Annotated in this window: 23 protein-coding genes and 1 pseudogene; 6 read left to right on the forward strand and 18 right to left on the reverse strand. The window is 56.2% G+C overall.

Going from position 1 to position 24,302, the window contains the following annotated elements:
* Window positions 1-422: S4 domain-containing protein (locus EGI20_RS02670; protein ID WP_498629409.1), on the reverse strand; the 422-nt coding region annotated here is incomplete at its 3' end.
* Window positions 423-521: 99 nt separating this feature from the next.
* Here EGI20_RS02670 and EGI20_RS02675 point away from each other — a divergent pair.
* Window positions 522-2,129, forward strand: a complete 1,608-nt coding sequence (locus EGI20_RS02675; RefSeq protein WP_498629411.1) for a diguanylate cyclase — start codon at window positions 522-524, stop codon at window positions 2,127-2,129.
* Window positions 2,130-2,170: 41 nt separating this feature from the next.
* On the opposite strand, the gene EGI20_RS02680 is transcribed toward EGI20_RS02675, so the two are convergent.
* From EGI20_RS02680 to EGI20_RS02700, 5 genes and pseudogenes are all read right to left on the reverse strand, one after another.
* A complete protein-coding gene (locus EGI20_RS02680; protein WP_498629413.1) occupies window positions 2,171-2,818 on the reverse strand; it encodes a MarC family protein in 648 nt (215 codons plus the stop codon).
* A gap of 96 nt (window positions 2,819-2,914) precedes the next feature.
* A pseudogene (locus EGI20_RS02685) lies at window positions 2,915-3,028 on the reverse strand (IS5/IS1182 family transposase); the annotation flags it as partial.
* 93 nt (window positions 3,029-3,121) lie between these two features.
* The gene (locus EGI20_RS02690; RefSeq protein ID WP_498629415.1) at window positions 3,122-3,934 is read right to left on the reverse strand and encodes a crotonase/enoyl-CoA hydratase family protein; all 813 of its coding nucleotides are present in this window, start codon (window positions 3,932-3,934) and stop codon (window positions 3,122-3,124) included.
* A 19-nt stretch (window positions 3,935-3,953) separates the two neighbouring features.
* Window positions 3,954-4,466, reverse strand: coding sequence for a DUF4442 domain-containing protein (locus EGI20_RS02695; protein ID WP_498629417.1), 513 nt, complete (start codon window positions 4,464-4,466; stop codon window positions 3,954-3,956).
* Window position 4,467: 1 nt separating this feature from the next.
* On the reverse strand, window positions 4,468-5,076 hold the full coding sequence (locus tag EGI20_RS02700; protein WP_498629419.1) for a TetR/AcrR family transcriptional regulator: 609 nt from the start codon (window positions 5,074-5,076) through the stop codon (window positions 4,468-4,470).
* A 115-nt stretch (window positions 5,077-5,191) separates the two neighbouring features.
* Here EGI20_RS02700 and dapF point away from each other — a divergent pair, with 115 nt between their 5' ends.
* From dapF to EGI20_RS02715, 3 genes are read left to right on the forward strand one after another with little or no spacing between them, the layout of a single operon-like run.
* Window positions 5,192-6,034 carry a diaminopimelate epimerase gene (gene dapF, locus EGI20_RS02705; protein ID WP_498629420.1) on the forward strand — a complete coding sequence of 281 codons (843 nt, stop codon included), beginning with the start codon at window positions 5,192-5,194 and terminating at the stop codon, window positions 6,032-6,034.
* On the forward strand, window positions 6,034-6,672 hold the full coding sequence (locus tag EGI20_RS02710) for a DUF484 family protein (RefSeq protein ID WP_498629422.1): 639 nt from the start codon (window positions 6,034-6,036) through the stop codon (window positions 6,670-6,672). The genes dapF and EGI20_RS02710 overlap by 1 nt, the downstream gene beginning before the upstream one ends.
* Window positions 6,666-7,232, forward strand: coding sequence for a hypothetical protein (locus EGI20_RS02715; protein WP_498629423.1), 567 nt, complete (start codon window positions 6,666-6,668; stop codon window positions 7,230-7,232). The genes EGI20_RS02710 and EGI20_RS02715 overlap by 7 nt, the downstream gene beginning before the upstream one ends.
* Here the strand turns inward: EGI20_RS02715 and EGI20_RS02720 are convergent.
* Window positions 7,229-8,011 (reverse strand): enoyl-CoA hydratase, encoded by a 783-nt coding sequence (locus tag EGI20_RS02720; protein ID WP_124734019.1) that lies wholly within the window; start codon window positions 8,009-8,011, stop codon window positions 7,229-7,231. The genes EGI20_RS02715 and EGI20_RS02720 overlap by 4 nt on opposite strands.
* 253 nt (window positions 8,012-8,264) lie before the next feature.
* Here EGI20_RS02720 and EGI20_RS02725 point away from each other — a divergent pair, with 253 nt between their 5' ends.
* Complete coding sequence (locus EGI20_RS02725) at window positions 8,265-8,933, forward strand: sulfite exporter TauE/SafE family protein (RefSeq protein ID WP_498629425.1); 669 nt, start codon at window positions 8,265-8,267, stop codon at window positions 8,931-8,933.
* Here the strand turns inward: EGI20_RS02725 and EGI20_RS02730 are convergent.
* The 7 genes from EGI20_RS02730 to EGI20_RS02760 form a co-directional block, all read right to left on the reverse strand.
* Window positions 8,926-9,807, reverse strand: a complete 882-nt coding sequence (locus tag EGI20_RS02730; protein ID WP_498629427.1) for a metal ABC transporter substrate-binding protein — start codon at window positions 9,805-9,807, stop codon at window positions 8,926-8,928. The two genes, EGI20_RS02725 and EGI20_RS02730, sit on opposite strands and share 8 nt — an antisense overlap.
* A 3-nt stretch (window positions 9,808-9,810) precedes the next feature.
* Window positions 9,811-10,692: a metal ABC transporter permease gene (locus EGI20_RS02735; RefSeq protein ID WP_498629429.1), complete on the reverse strand. Its 882-nt coding sequence runs from the start codon at window positions 10,690-10,692 to the stop codon at window positions 9,811-9,813.
* Window positions 10,689-11,432: a metal ABC transporter ATP-binding protein gene (locus EGI20_RS02740; RefSeq protein ID WP_498629431.1), complete on the reverse strand. Its 744-nt coding sequence runs from the start codon at window positions 11,430-11,432 to the stop codon at window positions 10,689-10,691. Before EGI20_RS02740 ends, EGI20_RS02735 begins: the two co-directional genes overlap by 4 nt.
* Window positions 11,429-11,572: a hypothetical protein gene (locus tag EGI20_RS02745; RefSeq protein ID WP_498629433.1), complete on the reverse strand. Its 144-nt coding sequence runs from the start codon at window positions 11,570-11,572 to the stop codon at window positions 11,429-11,431. The genes EGI20_RS02740 and EGI20_RS02745 overlap by 4 nt, the downstream gene beginning before the upstream one ends.
* Complete coding sequence (locus EGI20_RS02750; RefSeq protein ID WP_498629486.1) at window positions 11,572-12,504, reverse strand: CobW family GTP-binding protein; 933 nt, start codon at window positions 12,502-12,504, stop codon at window positions 11,572-11,574. The genes EGI20_RS02745 and EGI20_RS02750 overlap by 1 nt, the downstream gene beginning before the upstream one ends.
* Window positions 12,492-12,926 carry a transcriptional repressor gene (locus tag EGI20_RS02755; RefSeq protein ID WP_498629435.1) on the reverse strand — a complete coding sequence of 145 codons (435 nt, stop codon included), beginning with the start codon at window positions 12,924-12,926 and terminating at the stop codon, window positions 12,492-12,494. The genes EGI20_RS02750 and EGI20_RS02755 overlap by 13 nt, the downstream gene beginning before the upstream one ends.
* 90 nt (window positions 12,927-13,016) lie before the next feature.
* Window positions 13,017-15,191, reverse strand: a complete 2,175-nt coding sequence (locus EGI20_RS02760) for a patatin-like phospholipase family protein (RefSeq protein WP_498629437.1) — start codon at window positions 15,189-15,191, stop codon at window positions 13,017-13,019.
* 114 nt (window positions 15,192-15,305) lie between these two features.
* On the opposite strand from EGI20_RS02760, the gene EGI20_RS02765 reads away from it, so the two are divergent.
* Window positions 15,306-16,817 (forward strand): cyclic-di-GMP receptor FimW-related protein, encoded by a 1,512-nt coding sequence (locus EGI20_RS02765; protein ID WP_498629438.1) that lies wholly within the window; start codon window positions 15,306-15,308, stop codon window positions 16,815-16,817.
* A gap of 93 nt (window positions 16,818-16,910) precedes the next feature.
* Here EGI20_RS02765 and EGI20_RS02770 read toward each other — a convergent pair whose 3' ends face one another.
* The 4 genes from EGI20_RS02770 to EGI20_RS02785 all read right to left on the reverse strand — a co-directional run bounded on the left by EGI20_RS02770 (window position 16,911) and on the right by EGI20_RS02785 (window position 24,109).
* A complete protein-coding gene (locus EGI20_RS02770) occupies window positions 16,911-18,113 on the reverse strand; it encodes an acetyl-CoA C-acyltransferase (RefSeq protein WP_124734028.1) in 1,203 nt (400 codons plus the stop codon).
* A gap of 163 nt (window positions 18,114-18,276) precedes the next feature.
* Window positions 18,277-20,652, reverse strand: a complete 2,376-nt coding sequence (locus EGI20_RS02775; protein ID WP_498629440.1) for a 3-hydroxyacyl-CoA dehydrogenase/enoyl-CoA hydratase family protein — start codon at window positions 20,650-20,652, stop codon at window positions 18,277-18,279.
* A gap of 133 nt (window positions 20,653-20,785) precedes the next feature.
* Window positions 20,786-22,228 carry an OmpP1/FadL family transporter gene (locus EGI20_RS02780; RefSeq protein WP_498629442.1) on the reverse strand — a complete coding sequence of 481 codons (1,443 nt, stop codon included), beginning with the start codon at window positions 22,226-22,228 and terminating at the stop codon, window positions 20,786-20,788.
* Window positions 22,229-22,726: 498 nt separating this feature from the next.
* Window positions 22,727-24,109 carry a sodium-dependent transporter gene (locus EGI20_RS02785; RefSeq protein WP_498629444.1) on the reverse strand — a complete coding sequence of 461 codons (1,383 nt, stop codon included), beginning with the start codon at window positions 24,107-24,109 and terminating at the stop codon, window positions 22,727-22,729.
* Window positions 24,110-24,302 lie beyond the last annotated feature (193 nt).

Raw genomic sequence — 24,302 nt, forward strand, 5'->3', positions numbered from 1 at the left:
TGCTCGTAATCGCGCGCATCCCGCGTTAAGCGGTTAGCCAACGCATCGTCCTGCGTTAGCACCATCAAGCCGCTGCTGTCCGCATCCAGCCAGCCAGCTTCTTGCAAATGGGTGCTACAACGGGAAAGCCAGGCCCAGCCGCTGCGGTCTTTGTCGCAGCGTGTCGCAGCTTGCAATAAAGGTAAAGGATTGGCGACGCCGGCGGGCTTATTCAGCAGCAGGGTTACACGGGAAGGCGGCGGCTGAATCTTGCTGCGCTCCAGCGTAATGGTTTGGGTGGCGCTGATGCGACTTCCCAGGGCTTGTACCGTTTCACCATCTACGCGGACAAAACCCATTTCTATGCATTCATCGGCTTCGCGTCGCGATGCGACCAGACCCAGTTCGGTCAGGCGGCGACTCAGGCGGATATCTTCTGACATGACAACTCCCGGCTAGGGACACTAGCCTCGACATTATAATGATTAAATTATATATTGTTCGATCGCATCAAATACTTCGTTTACAAATAAATCGACTCCATGCCCGCAGACCGTTTTAAAGACTTCAATGCCAAACTAGATGAAGCGCAAATGCACTACGCCATCAATCTGGGGGACGCGCTTGTCTGTCTTGAACATTTGCTGGCCCGGAAAGAGGCGCAGGATGCGCCGCGCCTCTTACAAGCCTTGCAGTTGCGCGGCCAGATACGGACGGCGCAAGGCCACTTTATGGTGGCCATGGAAGATCTGGTACGCGCCCAGCAGCTGGCAGTACAGGCCGCAGACAATCAGGCCGAAGCCCAGCTACTGTGTCTGATCGGCAATATCTACATCCTGCAAGGCTTGTATCCGGATGCGATGGGCATTTTGCTGGATGCTGTCCATACCCTGGAAAGCGGTGAGACCAGTACATGGCTGGCACGCGCACTGAATAGCCTGGGTTTTACCTACCATTTTCTCGGACAGCACGGCAAGGCGGTCTCCTATTTGGAGCGCAGCATACAGCTTGCCCGGGAAACAGGCGACCTAATGGTAGAAAGTCTGGCTTTAGACAGTCTGGCCAATAGCAAACTTGCCATGGGGCAAGAGCGCGAGGCGCTGGTCTATATCCGCCGCAGCATTTTACTGCTACGTAGTTTGGGCCATGCAGAATATCTGGCAGAGTACCTCGTTACACTGGCCAAGGCAGAGGATGGCGTGGGTGAAGACGGCAGCGCCAGCTTGCATGAGGCACTGACGCTGGCAAGACGCCTGCAACTGCCGCGGCACGAAGCCCAGACACTCTATTATATGGGGCTACGTCAAGTCAGATTAGGGCAACACAATGAGGCTGAAGAGCTACTTAGTAATGCATTAGCCCTTGCCAGCAAGACAGGTGACAGCCGGCTGGTTTATCTTGCCCATCAGCAGCTTTCCATGCTGTTGCAGCAACAAGAACGCTATCGCGAGGCGCTGTTGCACTATCAGGGCTTCCATGTAAAAAAGGAAGCCTTGCTGGGTGAGGCTGCAGAGCGCCGCCTGCAATATCTGGAAATCCGTCACCGCATCCATGCTGCCGAAGATGCCAAGCATGCGGCGCTCAAGCGCAATAAAACGCTGGAAGAAGAAGTCAGACAGCGTACTGCACTACAAAGAAAAGCCGAAAAGCTGGCACGTATTGATTCCTTAACCGGTTTGTACAATCGACGCCATTTTCGTCATTGTGCGGAACAGTTGCAGCAGGAAGCCTTGCAAAAGGGAATGCCACTTAGTCTGATTCTGTTTGATGCCGACCATTTCAAGCAGATAAACGATACCTGGGGGCATGCCGTCGGAGATCAGGCCTTGCAGGCTATCAGCCTGAACCTGCTGGATAGCACGCGCCGCGAAGACCTTTTCGGGCGCTATGGCGGCGAAGAATTCATTATGTTGATGCCGAACACGACAACAGATCAGGCTCTGGAAGCCGCGCGCCGTATGCTGTTCAAGGTCGAGCGCCAAGGTTTGCCTCTGGGGGACGCCACCATCCCGCTCACATTGAGTGCAGGCATAGCCGGCAGCCCCTGTGGCCAGCACATTAGTTTGGACCAACTGATCAAGTCCGCGGATCAGGCACTTTATCTGGCGAAAAACAAGGGCCGCAATCAGGCAGTACTGGCCGAAGACTAAATCTTCGCCCCCTGCCCTATGGCGAACAAGGCCACTGCGACTCAGAGCGGATTCTTAAGCAGGCTGCCTGCCAGCTGACTGAAGCCATCCCACATAATCTGTACCCCCAGACACAGCAATATAAACGCCGTCAGGCGCATAAAGACCAGTTCGCCGGTTTCGCCCAGATAACGCAGTAGCTTCTCGCCATGGCGGTAACACAAAAACACAATCAGGCTGACCAGCGCCACACCAACCAGACTGGCAGCCGGGGCCAGCGTATATTTGAGCAGGCCATGCTCGGCCTGGGTCATGGAGGCGCCCAGCGTAATGGCCACCGAAACCGAGCCGGGACCTACGGTCAAGGGAAATGCCAGCGGATAAAAAGCTCGCTGCTTAAGCTCTTCCTTACTAATATGCTCACCACCTTGCATGCCAGTCGGGCTGGCATCGGCCGGCGTATCGTTCAGCAAACGCCAGGCCGAGAAGGTAATCAGCAAGCCGCCGCTGAGCTGCACCACCGGCAGGGAAACACCAAAAAACTCCAGTACGAAGCTGCCGATATACATACTGCCCAATAACAGAACAAAGCTGCTGATCGCGATGCGCCGTGCCAGATAATGGCGCTGTGCTTTGCTATTACGCGCAGTTTGGGCCAGGAAGATGGGCACCATGCCCGGCGGGTTCATGATCGGCAGCAAGGCGGCCATGACAAAAAATACTTTGCTGGTAAAAAGCATCAAGGTGGTAAGCATCGCTTATTCTCTCACGAAAATTTACCGCCAGTATTAGGATCTGTTGACGTTTCACATCGGCAGCCATAAAAACGCACAGGCCATAGCGGCCATGCTTTCGTAATTTCGCTTCAGCTTGTCATAGCAAAATGCTACTGCCCGGTACAGTTTCAGCCAGGCTCGGGCCCCTCGGGGCCCGATTGCGTCAAAATGCGTTCGCGGCCGTAGCCATTGACCGCCACGAGCGCCCGCGCTGTGCTGGTAAGGGCTTACCAGTAATCAATCACGAAACTCGGCCTGCTGCCTAGTCATGCTGGCCATCACCGCTTTCTGGATGTCTTCCGACATCAACATCCCCGCATTCCAGGTCGCAATATACTGCAAACCATCAGCCACACTATGGTCGCGGCTGTAGTTGATAACATGCTTACTCCCGCGCACTGCGACCGGACTTTTGCCCGCGATAGCACGAGCTACGCTCAATGCGCCATCGACAACGGAAGCTGCATCATCGAATAGCTGATTGACCAGCTGCCACGCCTGAGCCTGTTCCGCTTTGACATCACAACCCGTTAGCGCCATTTCCCGGCATACACCCTGACCAACCACATGATGCAAACGCTGCAAAGTGCCCACATCGGCCACCATTCCCATATCGACTTCACGCACGCTGAAAACCGCATCCTGGCTGGCGTAACGGAAATCGGCGGCCAGCGCGATATCCAGTCCACCACCTACGCAAGCCCCATGAATGGCAGCAATGACCGGCTTGCTGCAGTTCTCCAGGCTGGATACGCAAGCTTGCAGCTCCAGAATCAATTTGCGCAGCTTTTCACGCTTGCGCGTATCGCACTTATCGGCAACGGCCGCCTGCACTCCCATGAGCATGGACAGGTCGATACCGGAACAAAAATGTTTACCTTCCCCGGATAATACGGCAGCGCGCACTTCGGCATTTTCATCACACCACTCGAAAGCCGCTTTCAGCTCACGCCACATCTCTTCATTTAGCGCATTAGCCTTGTCGGCTCGATTGAATCTGACATGGGCAACGTGATCGGTGACGCTTAGCGTAAGGGTACTGAAATTCATCTCTGACTCTCCTGATGTATTATTGCGATGGGGTTTGCTGACGCTTTTGGGGCACCCAGGCCCAGATCATTTCACAATGGACGGGCTCTTCCCCTGATTCATCCGTCACGCGTACGCTAACCGTGACATCCCCCTTATCCTGTTCATGCATGCTCCTTATCTGTTCGGCAGATAGTGTTGCCTCGGCACACATTCCGCCCTGCGCACGCTTCAAATAATCGACATGCATGGACTTGAGCAGCATCAGCTTATTGTCCGGCATATTCATGCCGACAACAAAACCAGTCGCGGTTTCCGCCAGTAATGCCATCGCCGCCGCGTGCACACCCTTGATATGGTTTTGGATCTTGCGCTGATTGCGCAGGGAAACGACCATTTTCTGTGGTGAGACCTCGTCAAAACGCAGCCCGGATGTGGCCAGAAAGGGAACAACACGGCCAAAAATCCGGCTCAGAACCATACTACGCATGCCAGCGGGCAAGCATAAGGTCTTGTCCGCAATACGGCTCATCCTGTTTTTTTTATACGTCATGCTATTTATCCACCTTCTCGTGTGAACCGGCCATGTTGATGCCCAACATGGCTCTAATCTGGTTTTTGACAGTCACCAGTATGTTTTCGTCTATGCGTGCCAGTTGCAATGCGCCTTGTAATGTCGAAAACAGGACAGCTCCGATAGCTCCAGGCTCGCCAGCATAAGTCATCGTGGCTTCTGTTCTCCCCTTCGAGGCGATGAGCACAGCCCAGTTTCGCATCTCGTCAATAAATGCCGATGCTTCTGCCTGCATGATTTCAGGCAGGCGCGGAAACTCGGTAGACAGGACGCCACTTGGACAAATCTGCCTGTCTTTAGCGAAATAGGTTTCACTGAGCTCAAAATAACGCTCCAGTTGCTCCCGTCCGCTCAATAGCTGCTGGGAATCGGTAAAGCGGGCAAAGCGCCGGCGGTAGCGCTGTATCAGCGCCACACCCAGATCGGTCTTATGCGGGAAATGGTAGTGGATGGCTGCATTGCGCACGCCCAATACCTTGCTGATTTGCTGATAACTGAAACCATGGTAGCCATGGCTCAGCAGCAAAGCCTCGGCTAAATCGAGGATTTTCTTGCGGGTTTCCCCTTTGACGGCAGATTCCATTTTCATGGATCTGACTCTACTTACCGGTTAGTAAGCTGTCAATGCCCATGTCTTACCCGGTATTAAGTAGCACGCATATCGTTTATGATATGCCTTACCCTTTTGCACACTCTGCGTTCACATGAAACTAAAATTCAGCAAGATGCACGGCCTTGGCAATGATTTCATGGTGATAGACGGTGTGCGCCAGACAGTCAGCCTCTCTCCGGAACATATACGCGAACTGGGCGACCGCCACTTCGGCATCGGCTTTGACCAGTTGCTATTGGTCGAACCCGCCCATCAGCCGGAAAACGATTTTCGCTACCGCATCTACAACAACGATGGCAGCGAAGTCCAGCAATGCGGCAATGGCGCACGCTGTTTCGTCAAGTTTGTGATTGAACAGCAGTTGACCGCTAAGCGGGCTATCCGCGTCGAAACCGCGCGCGGTGTCATCGTCCCGGAAATGGATCTGACAGGGCGCATCGTCGTCAATATGGGCACTCCCCGCTTCACCCCGCAAGAGATTCCTTTTCTTGCCGACACTGCCGCACTAGCCTATCCCGTCATGCTCTCTGGCAAGCCGTACCAGATAGCCGCCCTATCCATGGGAAACCCGCACGCGGTGTTACGGGTTGAAGATCTGGCAACGGCAGAAGTTGCGACGCTGGGACCAGTACTTGAATCACATCCGAGCTTTCCCGAGCGGGTTAATGCCGGCTTTATGCAAGTTATCAAACGCAATGAAATCGCCCTGCGTGTATACGAACGCGGTGCCGGCGAAACGCTAGCCTGCGGCACGGGTGCCTGTGCAGCCGTAGTTGCCGGCATCCGTCAAGGCTGGCTGGACCATGAAGTCTTGGTGCATGCACGCGGAGGGGATCTGACGATACGCTGGCTAGGAGAAGGTCATGCGGTCATGATGAGCGGGCCTGCCGTTACGGTCTTTACCGGTGAAATAGAAACCGGAGAGGCTAGCTGATGCAAAGCGAGGAGGTGCTGTATTTTCTGCTAAACAACCCGGAGTTTATCCGCCAGAAAGCCGAAGAATTTGGCTGGCTGCATCCAAAAGATCGGGTCATCATTCCTTTTGCCGAGCAGAAAATCCGCCAGCTTCAGTTAAAAAATACCGAGATTCAGCGACAACTGGCGCAATGGCAGCAACAAGCGCGGGAAAATGCAGTATTGCTTGACCGCATGCACCAACTGACGCTGAGCCTGCTGCCAAGGCATTCAACCAGTGCCTGCGTACAGGCGGCACTTGATTGTTTTGAACAGCAATTCGGCCTGAATCGGGTACTGATCCGTTTATGGGGCAGCAGTCAATTAGCCCCCAACCTTCGCGCTTCGGCAGTGTTACAGCAGCAGGCGCACAAACTGCATGCCCCTAGCTGTGGCCACTATGCAAGCGAAGAGCTTATTGCATGCTTTGTGCCCGAGCCCGTACTGCAATCCTTTGCCAAGCTATCCCTGCGTAGCCCCGACGGAGAGGCCTTCGGCTTATTAGTGATTGCAAGCGAAGATGCAGACCGCTTTAATCCCGAACTGGATACGCACTATCTGGCACAGATCGGTACAGTCTTATCGCATGCCTTATGGCACAGCATGGGCACATGCTAGTGACAGCGGCAAACATCGGCCTTGCGTTGATGCTACTGCTTTATCTGCTACATGGCCTTTGGCTGATTTGTCGTAGCCGCAGCGCCACCGGCATGGCGGCGCTGCTTGCAGCCTACTTTATTGCCGCCATTCTGACCAAACTGACGCTCCCCTCACTCAAGCTCTGGGCGCTTTACCTGCCGCTAGCGTATTTCTACGCAGTGACAGGCATTGCCTCTGCCTTATGGTCACTTAGCAGTGCATGCTGGACGAGCAAAGGTCTGTACTACCCGGAAAAAAGCCGCAAACTTGCTGCTTACTACAACGCCCACTTGGCCGTGCATAGCGGCATACTTTTGGCATCATTAAAAGCACCAGAGATCCTGACCGCCTATCTATTGCTACCCAGCCTAATGGTGCTGCTGATCTATGTGGCTTACCGCGTATTTCTGGCAGAGGCCAAGCATAACGGACAGACTCATTGGTCTATTTTTGTGCTGCTTGCCATCACCAGCCCCATTTTGCTCAATCTGGCGCGCCAACTGCTGGTTCCGCTTAGCTATATACTTGGGCAACCTTAGTCCTCATCTTCTGTACACCAGATCGGCTTGCGCTTTTCAATAAAAGCCTGCACGCCCTCCAATTGTTCCGCACTACCGATCAGCTGAAGAAATGCCGATCGTTCCGCCTCCAACTGGCTCGTCAGCGTCACGTCACTTGAATTGTCAATCAGCTGTCGTGCCGCTGCCACGGCGGACGTACCTTGCCCTCCGACTTTTTCAGCCAGGCTAACCGCAACAATTTTTGCAAAACCGGGGTCAACAATCTCCTCCAGCAGGCCAATGTCAAAACCTTTACGGGCATCCACGGTCTCGCCACCCAAGACAATACGCTTAGCCCAAGCTTTGCCGACTTTGTCCGCCAGCATTTTGGTACCGCCGGCGCACGGAATCAGACCAACCCGCGCCTCGGGCAGCCCCATCAGTGCCCCTTGCTCTGCAACCATATAATCACAGCACAATGCAAGCTCCAGCCCGCCGCCCAGTGCATAGCCATTGATGGCCGCGACGGTCACCCCGTCAAAGTTGCGGATAGCCGCAAATGAGCGATCAAAGGCATCAATGACTTGCGCAGCCTTCTCTTTGTCTCCCGAGGTAAACATATTGAGATCGGCTCCCGAGCAAAAAAACCGATCCCCCGCACCTGTCACCACTAATGCGCGAATGTTTTCATCATTCGACAAGCTTTTTACCGTAGACTCCAGCTCAGCGAGGACATCCAGCCCAAGTGTATTGGCAGGGGCATTGTCAATGGTGACAATGGCAGACTGCCCCAGTTTTTCTACTACGATGAATTTCATTTCCACTCCTTTAATCTTGTTCTGCATAAAATCTGCTATAGGCGCAAGGCCTTGCCCTGGCTACTTAAAATACAATCCTGCAGTTCTTTAAAACCAGATCGATAGCAACCTGGTAGCCTGTTCTCAGGCTTTCTTACCCGTGCGTACAATTCGACACTGGCATGACACAGATAGATAACTCATGCTTTATAGACAAGCATCAGCCGTATATCTAAGCAGAGCCTGTTAAAATCTGAATTTTTTACAGGCCACCATGCTGGAAACCAGTCTGTTTTCTCTTTTTGTTGCAGGTTTGCTCGGCGGGGGACATTGCCTGGGCATGTGCGGCGGCATTGTGACAGCCTTGTCACCACAACACGGCAAGCATCAAGCCAACTGGCTGCTTCTCGCCGGCTACAACACCGGCCGTATAGCAAGCTATGTACTGATCGGGGCATTAGCCGGCGGCATCAGCGGTTTTGCCTTGTCCGGCGGACATCTGGCAAAGGTGCAGCAGCTACTTTATATTGCGGCCAATCTGATTCTGATCCTGATGGGCTTGTATCTGGCGGGCCTGTCCGGTTTATTGACCCGCATAGAGGCGATTGGTCGCCCGCTATGGCGTCGCCTGCAGCCACTATCACGGCGCCTGTTGCCAATCAGGACGCTGCCACAAGCACTGGCTGTCGGCGCGCTCTGGGGCTGGCTGCCTTGCGGCCTGGTGTATAGCGCCAGCCTGTCGGCGCTGGCTAGCGCAAGTGCCAGCCATGGCGCCCTGCTGATGCTGGCCTTTGCACTGGGCACTTTGCCCAATTTGCTGCTAATGGGGATGTTTGCCACGCGGCTTAAACAGTTACTACAGCAACGCTATGTCCGGCTGGGAGCCGGTCTGCTGGTGACGCTGACCGGCATTATTCCCTTGTTACGCCTGGCGCTTATTTAAGCGCCGACACGATGGCCGAAACATTATGGCGAAACAGTGCAAGATAGGTGTCCGCCGGGCCACCCGAAGGTGACAAGGCATCCGAATACAGTTTGCCACCGACCTTGACGCCAGCTTCACGCGAGAGCTGATCCATCAGGCGCTGGCTGGCCATATTTTCGGCAAATACAGCACGTATTTTGTCCTGCCTCACCTGACGCACCAACCGGGCTACCGATTTGGCCGAAGCTTCAGCATCGGTACTAACCCCTTGCGGTGCCAGAAAGCTGATCTGGTAACGTGCCCCCAGATAGGCAAAGGCATTGTGCGAGCTCAATACCTTGCGCTGCGCTAGCGGTATGGTAGAAAACTGCTGGACAGCCCATGTATCCATCGCCTTGACCTTGGCCGAATAAGCCGCCGCACGCTGGCGGTAGATATCGCGACCAGCAGGATCGGCCTTCGTCAAACCCGCCTCGATATTATGGATGTAGTTTTGTACCCGTGCCGGATCATGCCAGGCATGAGGATCAACAGCACCATGACCATGACCGTGATCATCACTCGCCACTTTGAGAGCTGAAACACCAGACGCCGCCGAAACGACAACTCCCTTAAAATTGGCAGCACGCGTCAGGCGCCCCATCCAGCCTTCGTAACCCAAACCATTGACCACAAAAACCTTAGCCTCACCCACGCGCTTGACGTCGGCCGGCTTAGGTTGAAATACATGCGCATCCTGATCAGGCCCAACCAGCGACACGACCTCGACCCGGTCGCCACCGATTTCACGCGTCATGTCGGCGACAATACTAAAACTGGCGACAACAGGCATTTTGGCCCAGACAGAAAGTGGGAAAGCTGCCATCAGCAGCAACATGGCTACTTTTTTCATATTTTACTCTTCAAAATGCCGGGCACGGATGTAGCGCGGGAGCGCGCCGCCTTGCGACCCGAACAACAAGGAAACCAGATAAAACAGGCCGGCCAGCAGGATGATGGAAGGACCGGACGGCAGCTCCACATGATAAGACAGCAACAGTCCGCCAAAACCGGAAACCATGGCCACACTCACCGACCAGAGCAGCATGCCGCCGACACTTTGCGCCCACAAACGCGCAGTAATCGCCGGCAGCATCATCAGCCCCACCGCCATCAAGGTGCCCAGCGCCTGAAAACCGGCGACCAGATTCAGTACGACCAGTAACAAAAACAACTGGTGCCACCATTGCCCGCCACCGCGCACCGCCGACAAAAACACCGGATCCAGACATTCCAGCAACAGCGGGCGCCAGATAATCGCCAGCATGGTCAAGGTTACGGAGGCCACGCCGGCGACCAGCAGCAAGGCCATGTCATCCACCGCAAGAACCGAGCCGAACAGGATGTGCATCAGATCGACATTGCTGCCACTCACGGAAACCAGCAACACACCGGCGGCAAGCGACAAGAGGTAAAACGCGGCAAAGCTCGCGTCTTCCTTGACCGAGGTGTAGCGCGTCGCCAGCCCCGCCAATATGGCAACCAGCACACCGGCCACAAAGCCGCCCAGACTCATCGCTGGCAAGGACAGACCAGCCAGCATAAAGCCGATGGCAGCCCCTGGCAGCACGGCATGACTCATGGCGTCCCCCATCAGACTCATGCGCCGCATGACCAGCAATAGCCCGATAGGCGCCGAGCCCAGCGCCAGCGCGATACAGGCCACCAGCGCGCGGCGCATAAAGCTGAACTCGATAAAGGGCGCAAAGGCAAAATCATAGATAGTCTGCCAGATCATGCGGCCTCCTCATCGGTGTGACACACCGGCGCCTTGTCGTGCCAACTGGCGGTGCGGTCGACTGCACGGCGCAAATTGGCATCGGTCAACACCGTTTCGGTCCCACCCCAGGCGATGACTTCACGCCCCATCAGCAAGGTATACGGGAAATAGGCGCGCACCTGCTCATAGTCGTGCAGCACGGCAATCACCGTTCTGCCCTCCTCTTTCCATTGCCGTACCAGTTCCAGCAGATCGAAGGTCGTCTTGGCATCTACCGCGTTAAAAGGCTCATCCAGCAGAATCAGGCGCGCGTCCTGCACCAGAATGCGCGCAAACAAGACACGCTGGAATTGCCCGCTGGACAAGGCACTGATCGGGCGAGCGGCAAAACCGGCGAGCCCCACCTGCTCGAGCGCATGGGCCACACGCGCCAAACCAGTCCGCCCCATGCGGCCAAAAGCACCGGACTCATGCCATAAACCGGTCGCGACCAGGTCGGTCACTGACACAGGCAAAGAGCGGTCTATTTCCGACTGTTGTGGCAAATAGGCGATGTCCCGCACCGCCAGACCCGATAGCTCAACCGACCCCGCATCCGGCTTGAGCGCACCCATCATCGCCTTAAGCAGCGTGCTTTTACCCGCGCCATTCGGCCCAAAAATCGCCGTCGCGTCACCCAAGGCAAACTCGCCCGATGCGTGATGTACTGCAGGGTGGCGCTGATAGGAAACCGTCAGGTTTTTGAGGGCTATTTTCATGAATTCGTCCCCAGCGCCCAGGCCACCAAGCCCCACAGGATAATCAGCAAGACGGCCACGCCCAGCAAACGGTCCAGTGCCGACATCGTGATCAGGCTAAGGCGCAGGCGGCGCGGTTTTTCGTGCGTATGCGCATGCATCAGACAGACTCCAGACAGGCATTGAGCGCCGACTCGAGTACTGCGGCATCTATTTCAGGCGCAATCACTTCAAAACGGCTGTCACGCCGCCAGGCAACCTGTGCCGCCCCCCACTGCCCTTCGCTCCAGTTCAGCCACACCCAGCTGCCCAGCACACGAAATACCCCTTTGGCCCGCACAAGGCCGGGCACGAGGCGAGGCAGATCATCGAACAGGCGGGTCAGACGCTCGCCGTCAAAGTCTCGCTCAGGTGGGAAGGTCCAGCCCTGAGACTGCCAGCCACCATCGGCTCCTTTGACCAGCGCCGGGCGATAGCGCGGCTTGGCCGCAGGCATCAGACTCAGCCAGACAGGATCCGCCGCACCTTGTGCAACCTCAGCTACCAGTATTTTGGCCGGGAATAATGCCGCAGCCTTATCGCGGAATGTGCCCAGCGTCGCGCTGTCGCACAAATCCAGCTTGGTCGCCAGCAACACATCGGCAATGGCAACCTGATCACGATAGAGCGGCTGCAAGGCGTAATCGGGATTCACAAACTGGCGCGGATCCACCAGCGTCAGCACCGCGCCTATTTCCAACGCATCACCCAAGGGCTTGGCGCGCAATTCGTCGATCACGCTGGCGGCGTGGGCAAGGCCGCTGGCTTCGATAATCAGCCGGTCAGGGCGTTCGCGGCGCAGCAAAGTGGCAACGGTCACAGTCATTTGCGGCCCCGCCACACAACACAGGCAACCGCCGGCAATTTCGGCCACCGGCACCTCGCCATCGGAGAGCACGGCGCCATCGATACCGATCTCGCCGAATTCGTTGACGATAATGGCCCAGCGCTCGTGTGCCGGCTTATGTGCGATCAGGTGCCGCAATACGGTCGTCTTGCCGACGCCGAGAAAGCCGCTGAGCAGATTGACTATGGTTTTTTTCATGGGAGGCAATGTTTGCAACTGCCGGTCAGCACCAGACTTTGTGCACGCGGCACAAAACCGGCACGGGCCGTTGTTTGGGAAAGAGACTGAAAAGTCGCGTCGGCATCGAGTTCTTCGACTCCGCCACACTGTTCGCAGGCCAGAATCAGGGCTTGATGGCTGCACTCGAAATGGTGGCAGACAATATAGCCATTCAAGGCATCGACACGATGCAACATGCCGTACTGAGCCAGATAGTCCAGTGCGCGGTAGACGGTAGGCGGCGCAGCCGCGCCGCGGTCGCGCTGTAAATCGGCCAGCACCTGATACGCCTTGACCACACCGGGGTAGCCCAGCACCAGCTCTAGCACCTGGCGCCTGAGTTCGGTCAGCTTGCCGCCATTGGCAGCGCAAAGCCGCTCTGCCGCTTGCAGATAATGTTGCGTATCCATCGCACGCCATCCCCGACCATTTTCAAGATCGCGGATGTTACTGTATAACATTACCTGATGGCAAGGCTAAGCAGAGCATCCCCTCGCTAATCAGTAATCCGCACCCAGATAGAAATAGCCGATCAAGCGCCCGCCTTCACCATAACCGGCACCGACAAACAAAGGGCCAATCAGGGAGTCGGCACCGATAAACACCGAGCCTGCAGGTAGCCAGCTACTGCGCTTCTCTTGCCACAGCCCGCCCCATACCCGCCCGGCCTCAAGCGAGCCGCCCAGATACACCCCGGTACCCAGCGCCGAGGGCAAGGAAGCCACACGCCAGTAGCCCATCACCCTGGCCAGTGCCGCGCGCTGGCCTAGCAACTCATCCTTCTGGTAGCCGGACAAGTTAAGGAAACCGCCCAAGGGCGCAATATAGCGGCCTTCGTCAGTGCCTCCATTAAACTTGCCGGTCAGGCGCAAGGTCAGGTCCTGCGCGGTGGTGGTGACATAATCAAAACTGCCGTCGAAAGTGGTGAGTTGGTCAAAGGCCGGATCCGTCCAGGCCTCGATGGCTTTTTGCACCTTCAACTGCATGGCGTAGCCCTTGCGCGGCCAGCGTGGATTGTCGAACTGATCAATGGTGAGCGAGGACTCGATGCCGCCGATATGGTAGCGGGTGTCGGACAGCAAGGCAGGATCGCCAACCTTGACGCCTGAGTCGAGATCACCGCGAAATAGCCCCAGTCGCCACTCGCCATACTTGCCCAGCGCAAGCCCGCCAGCCAAGCCTATCTGGCGCTCGCGCAGATTAAAATCGGCCAGCCGTTTATGCGAGCCGTCATAGAGCGAATATATATCGTCACGCACAAAAGCCCGCGCCGAAACAAAAAAGGGCGATGTGGCCGTCAGGGGCTGATAAAACTCGCTGCCGAAATACAGATTCTCGCCAACCCGCGCCTCGTTAAACCAGGTGCCGCCCGCTGCATTCATCCATACACGGCGCTGGCTGGCCAGCAAGGCAAACGTGGCATCCCCATCACTCGCCCCTTCCAGGCTCAGGCCAAAACGTAGCGTATTGGGGCCGCTATTGCGCTCGACCGGCATGACTGCAGCGACATTGCGCCCGTCGACATGCTGCAAGGTATAAGAGAGGCTGTCGTAATCTCCCTCGGCAAATACCGATTGCAGCCGGTCGAGAAAATCTTTCTGCGACACTTCGCCTGCTGGAATGGCCAGCTTTTCCTGCAAGGCCTGCCGATTGACCGTACTGGTTTCCTTGAGCTGTACCTCGTTGATATGTGGTGCTGCCTTACGCTTTAAACTGGCACGCCAGACCTGATAATCCTGATCCGAGCGAGAGAAACGGGACAATAATGCCGCATGCTCACGCACCGCCTGGCGCCCGGTTTCCGCAATGGCCATACTGTCGGAAAACGCGGTGGCAGAAGTGTTCCCCAGCTTGGGCCGCAACAGCACATCATCCGGACCAAGCAAGGCCAATTGCTCGCGCACATTGCGATTGACACCCAAGTTGATACTTTGACTCAAGACATCCAGCCAGCTCTCGATATCCTTGCTTTTCTTCAAAGGCTCTCCCACATCAATGGCAATCACCACATCGGCACAACGCCCCTTGATATCGGACACTGGCAGGTTGCGCGCCAGCATCCCATCGACCAGAACACGGCCATCGACATTAACAGCATCAAACACACCGGGCACCGCCATACTGGCGCGTAGCGCCGTAGACAGATCGCCCTTGTCAAATACCACGGCGTCCCCGGTTTCCAGATCGGTGGCTAATGCCCGAAACGGGATGGGAAGCTCATCAAAACTGCCAGGTGCCGCATCGCGGGTCAGGTAGCGTATATAAAGATCTATGGACTGCGAATTGATGGCGCCGCGCGGCAGGCGCAGCTTGCCATCGGCTACGCCTAGCGTCAGATCAAGATAGTTGCGGGTGTCTTCACGCTTGCGGATATAAGGTACATCGGCGCGGGGCGGCTTGCCCGATGTCAACAGATCCCAGTCTGTTCTGGCAAAGGTCTCTGCAAGCTGCGACAATGGCACACCACTTGCATAGATACCGCCAATCAGCGAGCCCGCGCTGGTGCCAGCAATGCAACTGATGGGGATTTTCAGTTTTTCCAGTTCCTGTAACGCACCAAGGTGGGCAAAACCACGTGCTCCGCCGCCGCCCAGTACGACACCAATACGGGGTGGTGTCGACAAATTGGCCAGAGCAGGATGGGCGGCAATCGCGAAGAAAATAGAAGTGAGCAATATCCGACACAGTTTCATTGGGCTTTTTGGTACTGGTTTTACATTTTCACTGGCATAGCTGAAAAATTAAAATTATGAAAATTAAACAATACAACGCAGCGGGTACAGCGCGACATGTTTGATCTTAAAGCTTTTATCGGCTCGGTAATGGGGCGTAACGGATCGCAGCATGCGAGCGCCGCAACGGTCACCCAACTGGCGCAGAACCTGCCAGAAGCCGAATTTCACAGTGCTTTCATTGATATCATCAAGGCGATCAGCCGCCTCAACAGCGATATGGATGTGCCGCTCAAAGAGCGCTTGCAGGCCTTGCTCTATGTCGACGAGGCATCCTACACATTCCATGAAAAAATTTGCGCTGAATTGCTGGACAATAATGCCAGATCGCAATCCTACCTGCCCAGTATTCTGTCTTACTGGAGTGAACTGTCCAACGGATACCAGCTATGTATCCGCCAGTTCCAGCGCAGCAAAAACACCCCGCTAGACGACGACATCAAACTGGCCACCTTGCGCGCCCTGCATCACCAACTGGGGTTGGTAAAGTGGAGCGCCTTGCGCTACCTCACCGCCGATGCCTCGATCTGGCAACAGGCTTATCACATTTATGCGTTCACTGAAGCACAGCATTTTCAGCGTGAAATGCTGCGCATCTATCCTAAGCACGAAGCGGCCTCCGCCGAAGGCCTGCTGATTGCCGCAGCCATGCTGCATCTGGCCCAAACCGACAATCTGTTACCTCAGGAAATAGAAGGGGTCAGCCACCTGCTAATCGGCATGGTGCGTGATGTCAAGCTACAAGAGGAGCCTGCTGCGAGCGAGTTTCAATATGTATTGAACCTGAATCAAGCACAGGCCCCACAACTATTACGTCGCGGCACGATTGGCAAGGGTTGCCGCTATTGGTCCGGTGAGTCTGTCCTTAACCGTCTGGCCGACCTGATGCTGGCATTTGACCAGCAGACACCGGAAAATCTGACCCGTGCCCTGCCGGCACTGGACCGCCAGGCATGGCAGAACCTGCTGGACAAACTGGCCACCCGCTGGTCACAGGATGGCGGCAAATCCATGCGCCGCCACGAACGTACCATCACATTCGCCAACAGTCTGGTCGAAGTCGGGCTGGAACGTATTGCCTTGGCCATCAAGCTCAGCCGCAGCAGCGAAGAGCGGGGCGACAACTGGAAAGTGAACGACATCAGCGATACCGGCATGGGGCTGGTCTATCTGGGCCGTAATGTGGACGGCCTTAAGCTTGGACGCCTGATCTGGGTCTCGACGGAAAGTCAGAACAGTACATTGGGCATTATCCGCCGCATCCAGCGCCTGTCCGAGGGCGGAACGAAAGTCGGCGTGGAGGTCATTGCCTACAGTCCGCTGGTAGTCGGCCTGTCGGAAACGCATACCGACACATCCAATCCGCTGGCGGCACTTTACGTAACCCAGGCCAATGCCAAGTGCGGTGAGCGCATGCTGCTGATACCACAACGGCTGGCTGAGGCCGGGCGCACACTGATCTTTTCCGCCAATGCCAAAGCCTATCAAATCCGTATCAAGGCATGCCTGGCAAAGCTGGAAGAAACCGCACAAGTCGACTTCGAAACACTGGAACGCGTCAATACCTGACAAAAGCACGTGCCCACAGATAAAAACGCCAGTCACAGAGACTGGCGTTTTCCATTTCCGGCCAGCATGCTGCCTGGCCGGTTTACATAGGCATTACAGGATTTCCAGAATCCCTGCCGCACCCATGCCGGTACCGATACACATCGTCACCATGCCGTAACCTTTTTCGCCACGATTACGCATGCCATGCACCAGCGTAGCGGTACGGATCGCGCCGGTAGCGCCCAGCGGGTGACCCAAAGCAATGGCGCCACCATTCGGGTTGACCAGATTCAGGTCCAGTTCCAGATCACGGGCCACAGCCAGCGCCTGCGCGGCAAAGGCTTCGTTCAGCTCCATCCACTTGATGTCGGACTGGCTGATACCGGCCTGACGCAATGCAAGCGGGATCGCTTCTTTCGGGCCAATCCCCATGATTTCCGGCGGCACGCCCTTGACTGCAAAAGTCACATAACGCGCCAGTGGTACTAGGTTGAACATCTTGAGGATTTTTTCCGATACCAGAATCACGGCAGCGGCACCGTCCGACATCTGCGAGCTATTACCTGCCGTCACCGAACCCTTGGCGTCGAACACGGTGCGCAGCTTGGCCAGGCCTTCCATGGTGGTTTCGCGACGCGGGCCTTCATCGTTTTCCAGCAGTTTCTTGCGGATCACGACTTCGCCGGTTTCCAGATTCGGCGTACGGTAGATAGCTTCCAGCGGGCTGATTTCCGCCTTGAACGCGCCCGAGTCGATCGCGGCAATGGCGCGACGGTTGGACTCGACCGCGAATGCATCCTGGTCTTCACGCGAGATGCCCCACTGCTGGGCGACTTTCTCGGCGGTCAGGCCCATGCCGTAGGCGATAGCCAGGTTTTCATCCTTGGCGAAGATTTCCGGATTCAGCGACACCTTGTTGCCCATCATCGGCACCATGGACATCGACTCCGAACCCGAAGCGATACAGATATCGGCTTCGCCCAGACGGATACGGTCAGCAGCCATCTGCACGGCGTTGATGCCGGACGAGCAGTAGCGGTTGATGGTGATGCCGCCAACCGTTTCCGGCAGGCCGGCAAGCAAGGCGCCGATACGCGCCATGTTCAGGCCCTGCTCGGCTTCGGGGAAGGCGCAGCCGGTCACCACATCCGAAATCAGCGATGGATCAAGGTTAGGCACTTGAGCCATCGCGCTACGGATCACATGCGCCAGCATGTCGTCCGGGCGCACATTGCGCATCATGCCGCGCGGTGCCTTGCCTACCGGCGTACGGGTCGTCGCAACGATGTAAGCTTCTTGAACTTGTTTGGTCATCTTTTTTTACTCCACTTCGGGAATGGGGCGCCGGCCGCGGGCCATGCTACACCCGGCTGACAAGCCATCACCCACACCCGATTGACTCCATAGTCGTCTATTGAGGGAATGCAACAGGGCGAAAGACAAACGTGTGCCTCGCACCCCATGACACCCTGCCCTATCAGTTACGCAGCGGCTTGCCGGTGGTCAGCATATTGGCGATACGCGCCTGGCTCTTCGGGTTTTGCAGCAAGGTGATGAATGCCTTGCGCTCCAGCGTCAGGATCCAGTGCTCGTCCACCAGCGTACCTTGCTCGACATCACCGCCGCACATCACATCGGCAACCAGACCGGAGATATAGTAGTCATGCTCGGAGATAAAGCGGCCCGCCAGCATATTCACCAGCTGACCCTTGATCGAAGCGGCACCGGCGCGACCCGCTACCGGGAAGCCCTTGACCTTGAGCGGCGGACGGTAGCCGGCATTAGCCATGGCCAGTGCTTCGCTCTTGGCGACGCACAACAGCTCATAAGCATTGAACACCACCACGTCGGACTTTTTCAGGAAGCCCATTTCCTGCGCTTCAACCGCGCTGGTGGCGACCTTGGCCATAGCCACTGTCATGAAGTAGTCTTTGAGTGCGGCCAGAATGTCGCCACGCGCTTCTTGCGATGCACGCAGGGCAAACTCCTTGCAACCGCCACCGGCCGGCAGCAAGCCAACGCCCACCTCAACCAGACCGATATAGCTTTCCAGATGCGCAACGACGCGGTCGGCGTGCAGCACGAACTCGCAGCCGCCACCAAAGGCGTAACCCTGCGTAGCTGCCACCACCGGAATCTGGCTGTACTTCAGGCGCATCGACATAGCCTGGAAGCGGCAAACAGCGGCATCAATCGCTTCCCAATCGCCAGTCATGAAGGCCGGCATCATCGATGAGAGGTCAGCCCCCACCGAGAACGGCTCTTCGGTCTGCCAGATCACCAGACCCTTGAAGCGGGACTCGGCGATATCCAGCGCGGTGTTCAGCCCTTCCAGCACGTCCGGGCCAATGGCATGCGCCTTGGACTTGAACGACACCACCAGTACGTCGTCACCGGTGGTGAAGGCTCGCACGCCTGCGTTTTCAAATACGGTTTCACCCAGAGGGGCACTGGTTTCGCCCAGCACTTTGGCCGGTGCCAGCTGGCGCTGGTAAACGTCCAGCGTCGAGCGGCCAATCAGCTTGCCGCTGGCCGCATCGAACGAGCCAGCGTCAAAATGCACGCCCGCACGATCTTCTTCCAGCACCCAGGCTGGCAGCGCGGCAGAAGACAAGCCCTTGCCGGCGGCGATGTCTTCGGCGATCCAGCTGGCGACTTGCTGCCAGCCGGCCGACTGCCAAGTCTCGAACGGCCCGGTAGACCAGCCAAAGCCCCAGCGGATGGCGAAGTCGACGTCGCGCGCGCAGTTGGCGATATCGCCCAGATGGAAGCCAATATAGTGGAATACGTCGCGGAAGCATGCCCACAGGAACTGGGCCTGCGGATGGCTGCTCTCGCGCAGTTTCTTGAATTTTTCTGCCGGATTGGCAATCTTGAGGATGTCCTTGACCGCATCGTCACCCTTCTGGCCGCCGGCCACATAGGCGCCGCTTGCCGGGTCGAACACGGTCATCATCTTGCCGTCTTTTTTGTAGATACCGGCGCGGGTCTTGGCACCTAGCGCACCGGCAGCGATCAGCTTTTGCAGCCACTCCGGCGACTTGAAGTACGCGTGCCACGGGTCTTCCGGCAGCGTGTCGTCCATGGTCTTAACCACATGGGCGAAGGTGTCCAGACCCACTACATCGGCAGTACGGAAGGTCGCGGATTTCGGACGGCCCAGACGCGGGCCGGTCAGATCGTCGACCACATCAAAGCGGATGCCGAATTTTTCGGCGTTGGCGATGGTCGCCAGCATCGAGAACACGCCAATGCGGTTAGCCACAAAGTTAGGCGTATCTTTGGCACGAATCACGCCCTTGCCCAGTGTGGTGACCAGGAAGCGCTCGAGATTGTCGAGCATGGCTGCGTCGCTGGTGACGCATGGGATGATTTCCACCAGATGCATATAGCGCGGCGGATTAAAGAAGTGCACGCCGCAGAAGCGCGGGCGCACCGAATCCGGACAGGCTTCGGCCAGCTTGTTGATCGACAGGCCGGAGGTATTGGTCGCGAAAATGGTCTGCTCGCCGAGGAACGGTGCCACCTTGTGATACAGGTCGGCTTTCCAGTCGGCGCGCTCGGCGATCGCTTCGATCACCACATCGCAATCCTTCAACAGGTGCAGATGGTCTTCGTAATTGGCAGGAGTAATGTACTGGATGGCTTCCTTGCTGGAAACCGGCGACGGCTTGAGCTTTTTCAAGCCTTCGAGCGCCTTGAGTACGATACCGTTTTTATCGCCTTCTTTTGCCGGCAGATCGAACAATACCGTCGGGACCTTGGCATTCACAAGATGGGCTGCGATCTGCGCACCCATCACGCCTGCGCCGAGCACGGCGACCTTGCGTACGATGAATTTGGATTGAGACATGGTTTCCTCGTTGGTTGAAACACACAATCATCAGGTGCGCGCATTATGCGCCACCTTGTTTTCATAGGGGCAGGCACCGGTCAACCGGCCACCCGCCCCGAGAACTCACGCTCCCAAACCCATCAAAGGGTGATCAGAAGCGGTAGTTGTACTGCACGCCCAGCAAGTTGGCGTAGGCCTTGTAGTCGGCGGAGGCGTTGGTGTAACTAGAGACGCAGTTAACTGCGCCCGCATAGGATGGAGCTACCGGCTTTGCACCGCCACAATAGCCATTGACATTAGCCGAACCATCGCGAATCTTGATGAAGCTGTAAGCCGCATCAATTGAAGACTGCTTGTTCAGTTTGTAATTGCCACCGAACGAGAACCAGATACGATCGTTATCCGGCATGGTCGCCAGGCGCTTGTCTTCCGATGGAACCGGCGACTTGTCGTACGCGACGCCACCACGCAATTGCAGCGGTTCGCTGTACTGGTACGACGCACCCAAGGCCAGCTTATAAGTATTTTTCCATGAAGGACTGAGGATGGTCTTATTCGTCAGTGGCTGCCCTGGAAGGCCCGGCTTTGCATTGCCGTAGACAACCTCGGCACGGTCAAACTGAGAGTGCCGCGTCCAGGTCAGGTCCGCAAAACCAGTCCACAGTGGGTCAAACTTGTACATGCCGTGCAAGGACAGCGACTCCGGAGTCTTGATATCGACTTTGGCGCTTTCATTGTCCGCATATTGCTTTTTCAAATTGGCGGCTGCCCCAGCAAGCAGTGGATTGGTACTAGTCAAAAATACGTCTGTGCCACGCGTCCACTTTGCGGTCCCCTCGAGGGAATGCTTAACCGAAGAACGATAATTTAAGCCGATCGTCCCCTGATCATTGATGTCCCACAGCCAGGCCAGGTTGAAACCGAACCCCCAGTCATCTCCCTCTACCTCGGAATAGCCATCATAGCTGCCATTAGGCTGACCAACCCTGACGCCAAAGTTGGCATACTGGCGCAGCTTGGCTTCAGCATGCTGGGCAATCACGCCGACAGCGACCGAATGCTGTTCGTTAAGTTTGAACGCGATGGTCGGATTGATGTCGACCGTGGTCAGTTCAGTCGCGTTCAGGTTGTAACGCAGCACCGAGTTACGGTCGTATTCGGTCTTTGATGCGAACGGCACATAGATACCCAGACCGGCGGTCACCTTGTCATTCAACTGGTGCGTCATGTACAAATGCGGCACGGCGATCACATCGTCAGTAATCTTGCCGCTGGTCTGTACAGGCTCCCCGTTCGGCCCTTTGGTGATTCCTGGTCCGTTGGCAACTTGACCATTAGAGTAATAACCCTTGGCATTTTCATACTTTACACTCGGTGCCACCAGATTCAGTGCGCCGGAGAAATTGGTGCCTTGCAGCTTGGTCATACCGGCTGCGTTATAGAAGATGGTCGATGCATCGGACGCTTCGGCAGCGCTTGCGTTGGCCGTCGACTGCGAGCTAACCGACTGGGTACCGAAGTGGTAGCCGGAAGCATGCACGGTGGAAACGGCGCCGATGAGCATCACGGACAGGCTGAGGTGTTTGAGCTTCATTATGTGTCCCTCTTATGCTTTGCAGCTTTAATGTTGTTTGCCTATTTGAACTGCAAACTGCAGTCATCCGAGATACTACCAGAGCGCTAGAGTATTTCCACCACTTTTTAGATTGATCGTTCTAAACGGTCGTTTGAATGACCGACACGCGAACTGTAGCGCATTTTATACAGTGTGAATACCCCCTGAATGCAGGTAAAACCAAGGTTCCAGCAGATTTTTTGCAGTGTGGCATTCCTGCTACGCAAGCCGCACCACACACAGACCATCCAGCCTGATTTTTCACAGCAAACGCAGGCCATCACGACCGGCACGCCAGCTTATTTTCTATCTGCCCACTCTTGCCACAAGAAGCACAAAATCCACAAGGCATGCTATATAAGCAAAATAAAACAACTCCACTTTTATCATTAAACACAGGCAGCAAGGTCTCCGCTCCGCCCAAAGAAAATGCCCGCGCAAGCGCGGGCATCAATCAAAGCGGAAGCAAGCAGATAATCAGAACACCCCCAGACCACTCAACATCACCAACAGCACCAGCAAAGGCGTGACGTAGCGGATAACAAAGAACAGCGCACGCAGCAAGCCCTCGTTCTGCAATTGGCCATGGTTGCTCAGCGCATCACGCATACGGTCAAAACCCCATACCCAACCCACAAACAGGCACAAGGCAATACCACCAGCCGGCATGATCAGTTTGGAGCTCACCTCGTCAAACAGATCAAACATATTCAGGCCGAACAGCTTGAAGTCTGCCAGCAGACTGCCGGACAGCGCGCAGGTCGAACCGATTGCCGCCAGCAGCAACAGGGTAAACAGCACAGCACGCGGCCGGCTGACACCAAAGCGCCCAACCATGACCGATACCGGCACCTCCAGAATGGACAGCATGGCACCGGTCGCGGCGATAGCCGTCAGGACGAAAAACAGCACCATAAACACATGGCCGAACGGCATGCTGGCAAACACGGCAGGGATGGTTATGAACACCAACGAAGGGCCGGCGGCAGGCTCGAAGCCGAACGAGAACACGGCAGGGAAAATGGCAATACCAGCCAGCATGGAGACAAACAGGTCGGCGCCCATCACACGCAAGGTGGTCAGCGGGATATTCTGGTCATCCTTGAAGTAGCTGCCATAGGTAATCATGGTACCCATACCGATGGACAACTTAAAGAAAGCCAAACCCATTGCCGTCAGTACCACACCGGCGGTGATCTTGGAGAAGTCCGGCGTAAACAGGAAACTCAAGCCTTGGGCGGCACCTGGCAACATCAGGCTGCGCACACCCAGCACAATCAACAACAGGAACAGAACCGGCATCAGCTTTTTGGTGACAGCTTCAATCCCCTTGGACACGCCCAGCAGCAAAATACCACCAATAAACAGCAACACCCCCCATTGCCACAACAGCGACTGGACCGGGTCAGCCACCAAAGCAGCAAAAGCGGCCGATGTCACGGCGGGGTCACTGGACAGGATGCTGCCCCCCATGGCCTTAAATACATAGGCAAATACCCATGCTGCCACTTCCGAATAAAACGACATGATCAGAAAGGCGGCCAATACGCCGAATGCGCCGATCAGCCACCATGGCTGCCCGGCTGGCGCCAGCATTTTCAGGCTGGACACCGCATCACGCTTGGCCGCTCGCCCCAGCATAATTTCCGAGATCATAACCGGCAGGCCAACCAGCAAGGTCGCCAGCAAATAAACCAGCAGGAAGCCCGCACCACCGTTCGCACCGGTCAGATAAGGAAACTTCCAGATATTGCCCAAACCCACCGCCGAGCCCAGCGTGGCGGCCAATACACCGAAGCTGGAGGTAAAACCGTCCCGGGCCAGCTTGGCACTACTTGTGGTTGTGTTCTGTTGCGTCATGATCGCTCTTGTCGTTGATCCAAATATAAACATGCCGACTTTTGCCCGGCACGCCGTCCCTTCTATTGTGCTTGAGCACGCACATGGCGTAAACGCATGACACGTCATTGCGAGTACACCACCTCCGCTAACCGGCACAAGCTAGGATAAAAAGATAGAAACAAAGCACAGGCTAGCATGAAGACATCGACGA

This window comes from Aquitalea sp. S1-19, assembly GCF_024343515.1.

Excerpts from the sequence above, each read along its gene's own strand:
- EGI20_RS02675 (WP_498629411.1), top strand. The coding sequence starts at position 522 with ATGCCCGCAGACCGTTTTAAAGACTTCAATGCCAAACTAGATGAAGCG.
- EGI20_RS02680 (WP_498629413.1), bottom strand. The coding sequence starts at position 2,818 with ATGGCCGCCTTGCTGCCGATCATGAACCCGCCGGGCATGGTGCCCATC.
- EGI20_RS02690 (WP_498629415.1), bottom strand. The coding sequence starts at position 3,934 with ATGAATTTCAGTACCCTTACGCTAAGCGTCACCGATCACGTTGCCCAT.
- EGI20_RS02695 (WP_498629417.1), bottom strand. The coding sequence starts at position 4,466 with ATGACGTATAAAAAAAACAGGATGAGCCGTATTGCGGACAAGACCTTA.
- EGI20_RS02700 (WP_498629419.1), bottom strand. The coding sequence starts at position 5,076 with ATGAAAATGGAATCTGCCGTCAAAGGGGAAACCCGCAAGAAAATCCTC.
- dapF (WP_498629420.1), top strand. The coding sequence starts at position 5,192 with ATGAAACTAAAATTCAGCAAGATGCACGGCCTTGGCAATGATTTCATG.
- EGI20_RS02710 (WP_498629422.1), top strand. The coding sequence starts at position 6,034 with ATGCAAAGCGAGGAGGTGCTGTATTTTCTGCTAAACAACCCGGAGTTT.
- EGI20_RS02715 (WP_498629423.1), top strand. The coding sequence starts at position 6,666 with ATGCTAGTGACAGCGGCAAACATCGGCCTTGCGTTGATGCTACTGCTT.
- EGI20_RS02720 (WP_124734019.1), bottom strand. The coding sequence starts at position 8,011 with ATGAAATTCATCGTAGTAGAAAAACTGGGGCAGTCTGCCATTGTCACC.
- EGI20_RS02725 (WP_498629425.1), top strand. The coding sequence starts at position 8,265 with ATGCTGGAAACCAGTCTGTTTTCTCTTTTTGTTGCAGGTTTGCTCGGC.
- EGI20_RS02730 (WP_498629427.1), bottom strand. The coding sequence starts at position 9,807 with ATGAAAAAAGTAGCCATGTTGCTGCTGATGGCAGCTTTCCCACTTTCT.
- EGI20_RS02735 (WP_498629429.1), bottom strand. The coding sequence starts at position 10,692 with ATGATCTGGCAGACTATCTATGATTTTGCCTTTGCGCCCTTTATCGAG.
- EGI20_RS02740 (WP_498629431.1), bottom strand. The coding sequence starts at position 11,432 with ATGAAAATAGCCCTCAAAAACCTGACGGTTTCCTATCAGCGCCACCCT.
- EGI20_RS02745 (WP_498629433.1), bottom strand. The coding sequence starts at position 11,572 with ATGCATGCGCATACGCACGAAAAACCGCGCCGCCTGCGCCTTAGCCTG.
- EGI20_RS02755 (WP_498629435.1), bottom strand. The coding sequence starts at position 12,926 with ATGGATACGCAACATTATCTGCAAGCGGCAGAGCGGCTTTGCGCTGCC.
- EGI20_RS02765 (WP_498629438.1), top strand. The coding sequence starts at position 15,306 with ATGTTTGATCTTAAAGCTTTTATCGGCTCGGTAATGGGGCGTAACGGA.
- EGI20_RS02770 (WP_124734028.1), bottom strand. The coding sequence starts at position 18,113 with ATGACCAAACAAGTTCAAGAAGCTTACATCGTTGCGACGACCCGTACG.
- EGI20_RS02775 (WP_498629440.1), bottom strand. The coding sequence starts at position 20,652 with ATGTCTCAATCCAAATTCATCGTACGCAAGGTCGCCGTGCTCGGCGCA.
- EGI20_RS02780 (WP_498629442.1), bottom strand. The coding sequence starts at position 22,228 with ATGAAGCTCAAACACCTCAGCCTGTCCGTGATGCTCATCGGCGCCGTT.
- EGI20_RS02785 (WP_498629444.1), bottom strand. The coding sequence starts at position 24,109 with ATGACGCAACAGAACACAACCACAAGTAGTGCCAAGCTGGCCCGGGAC.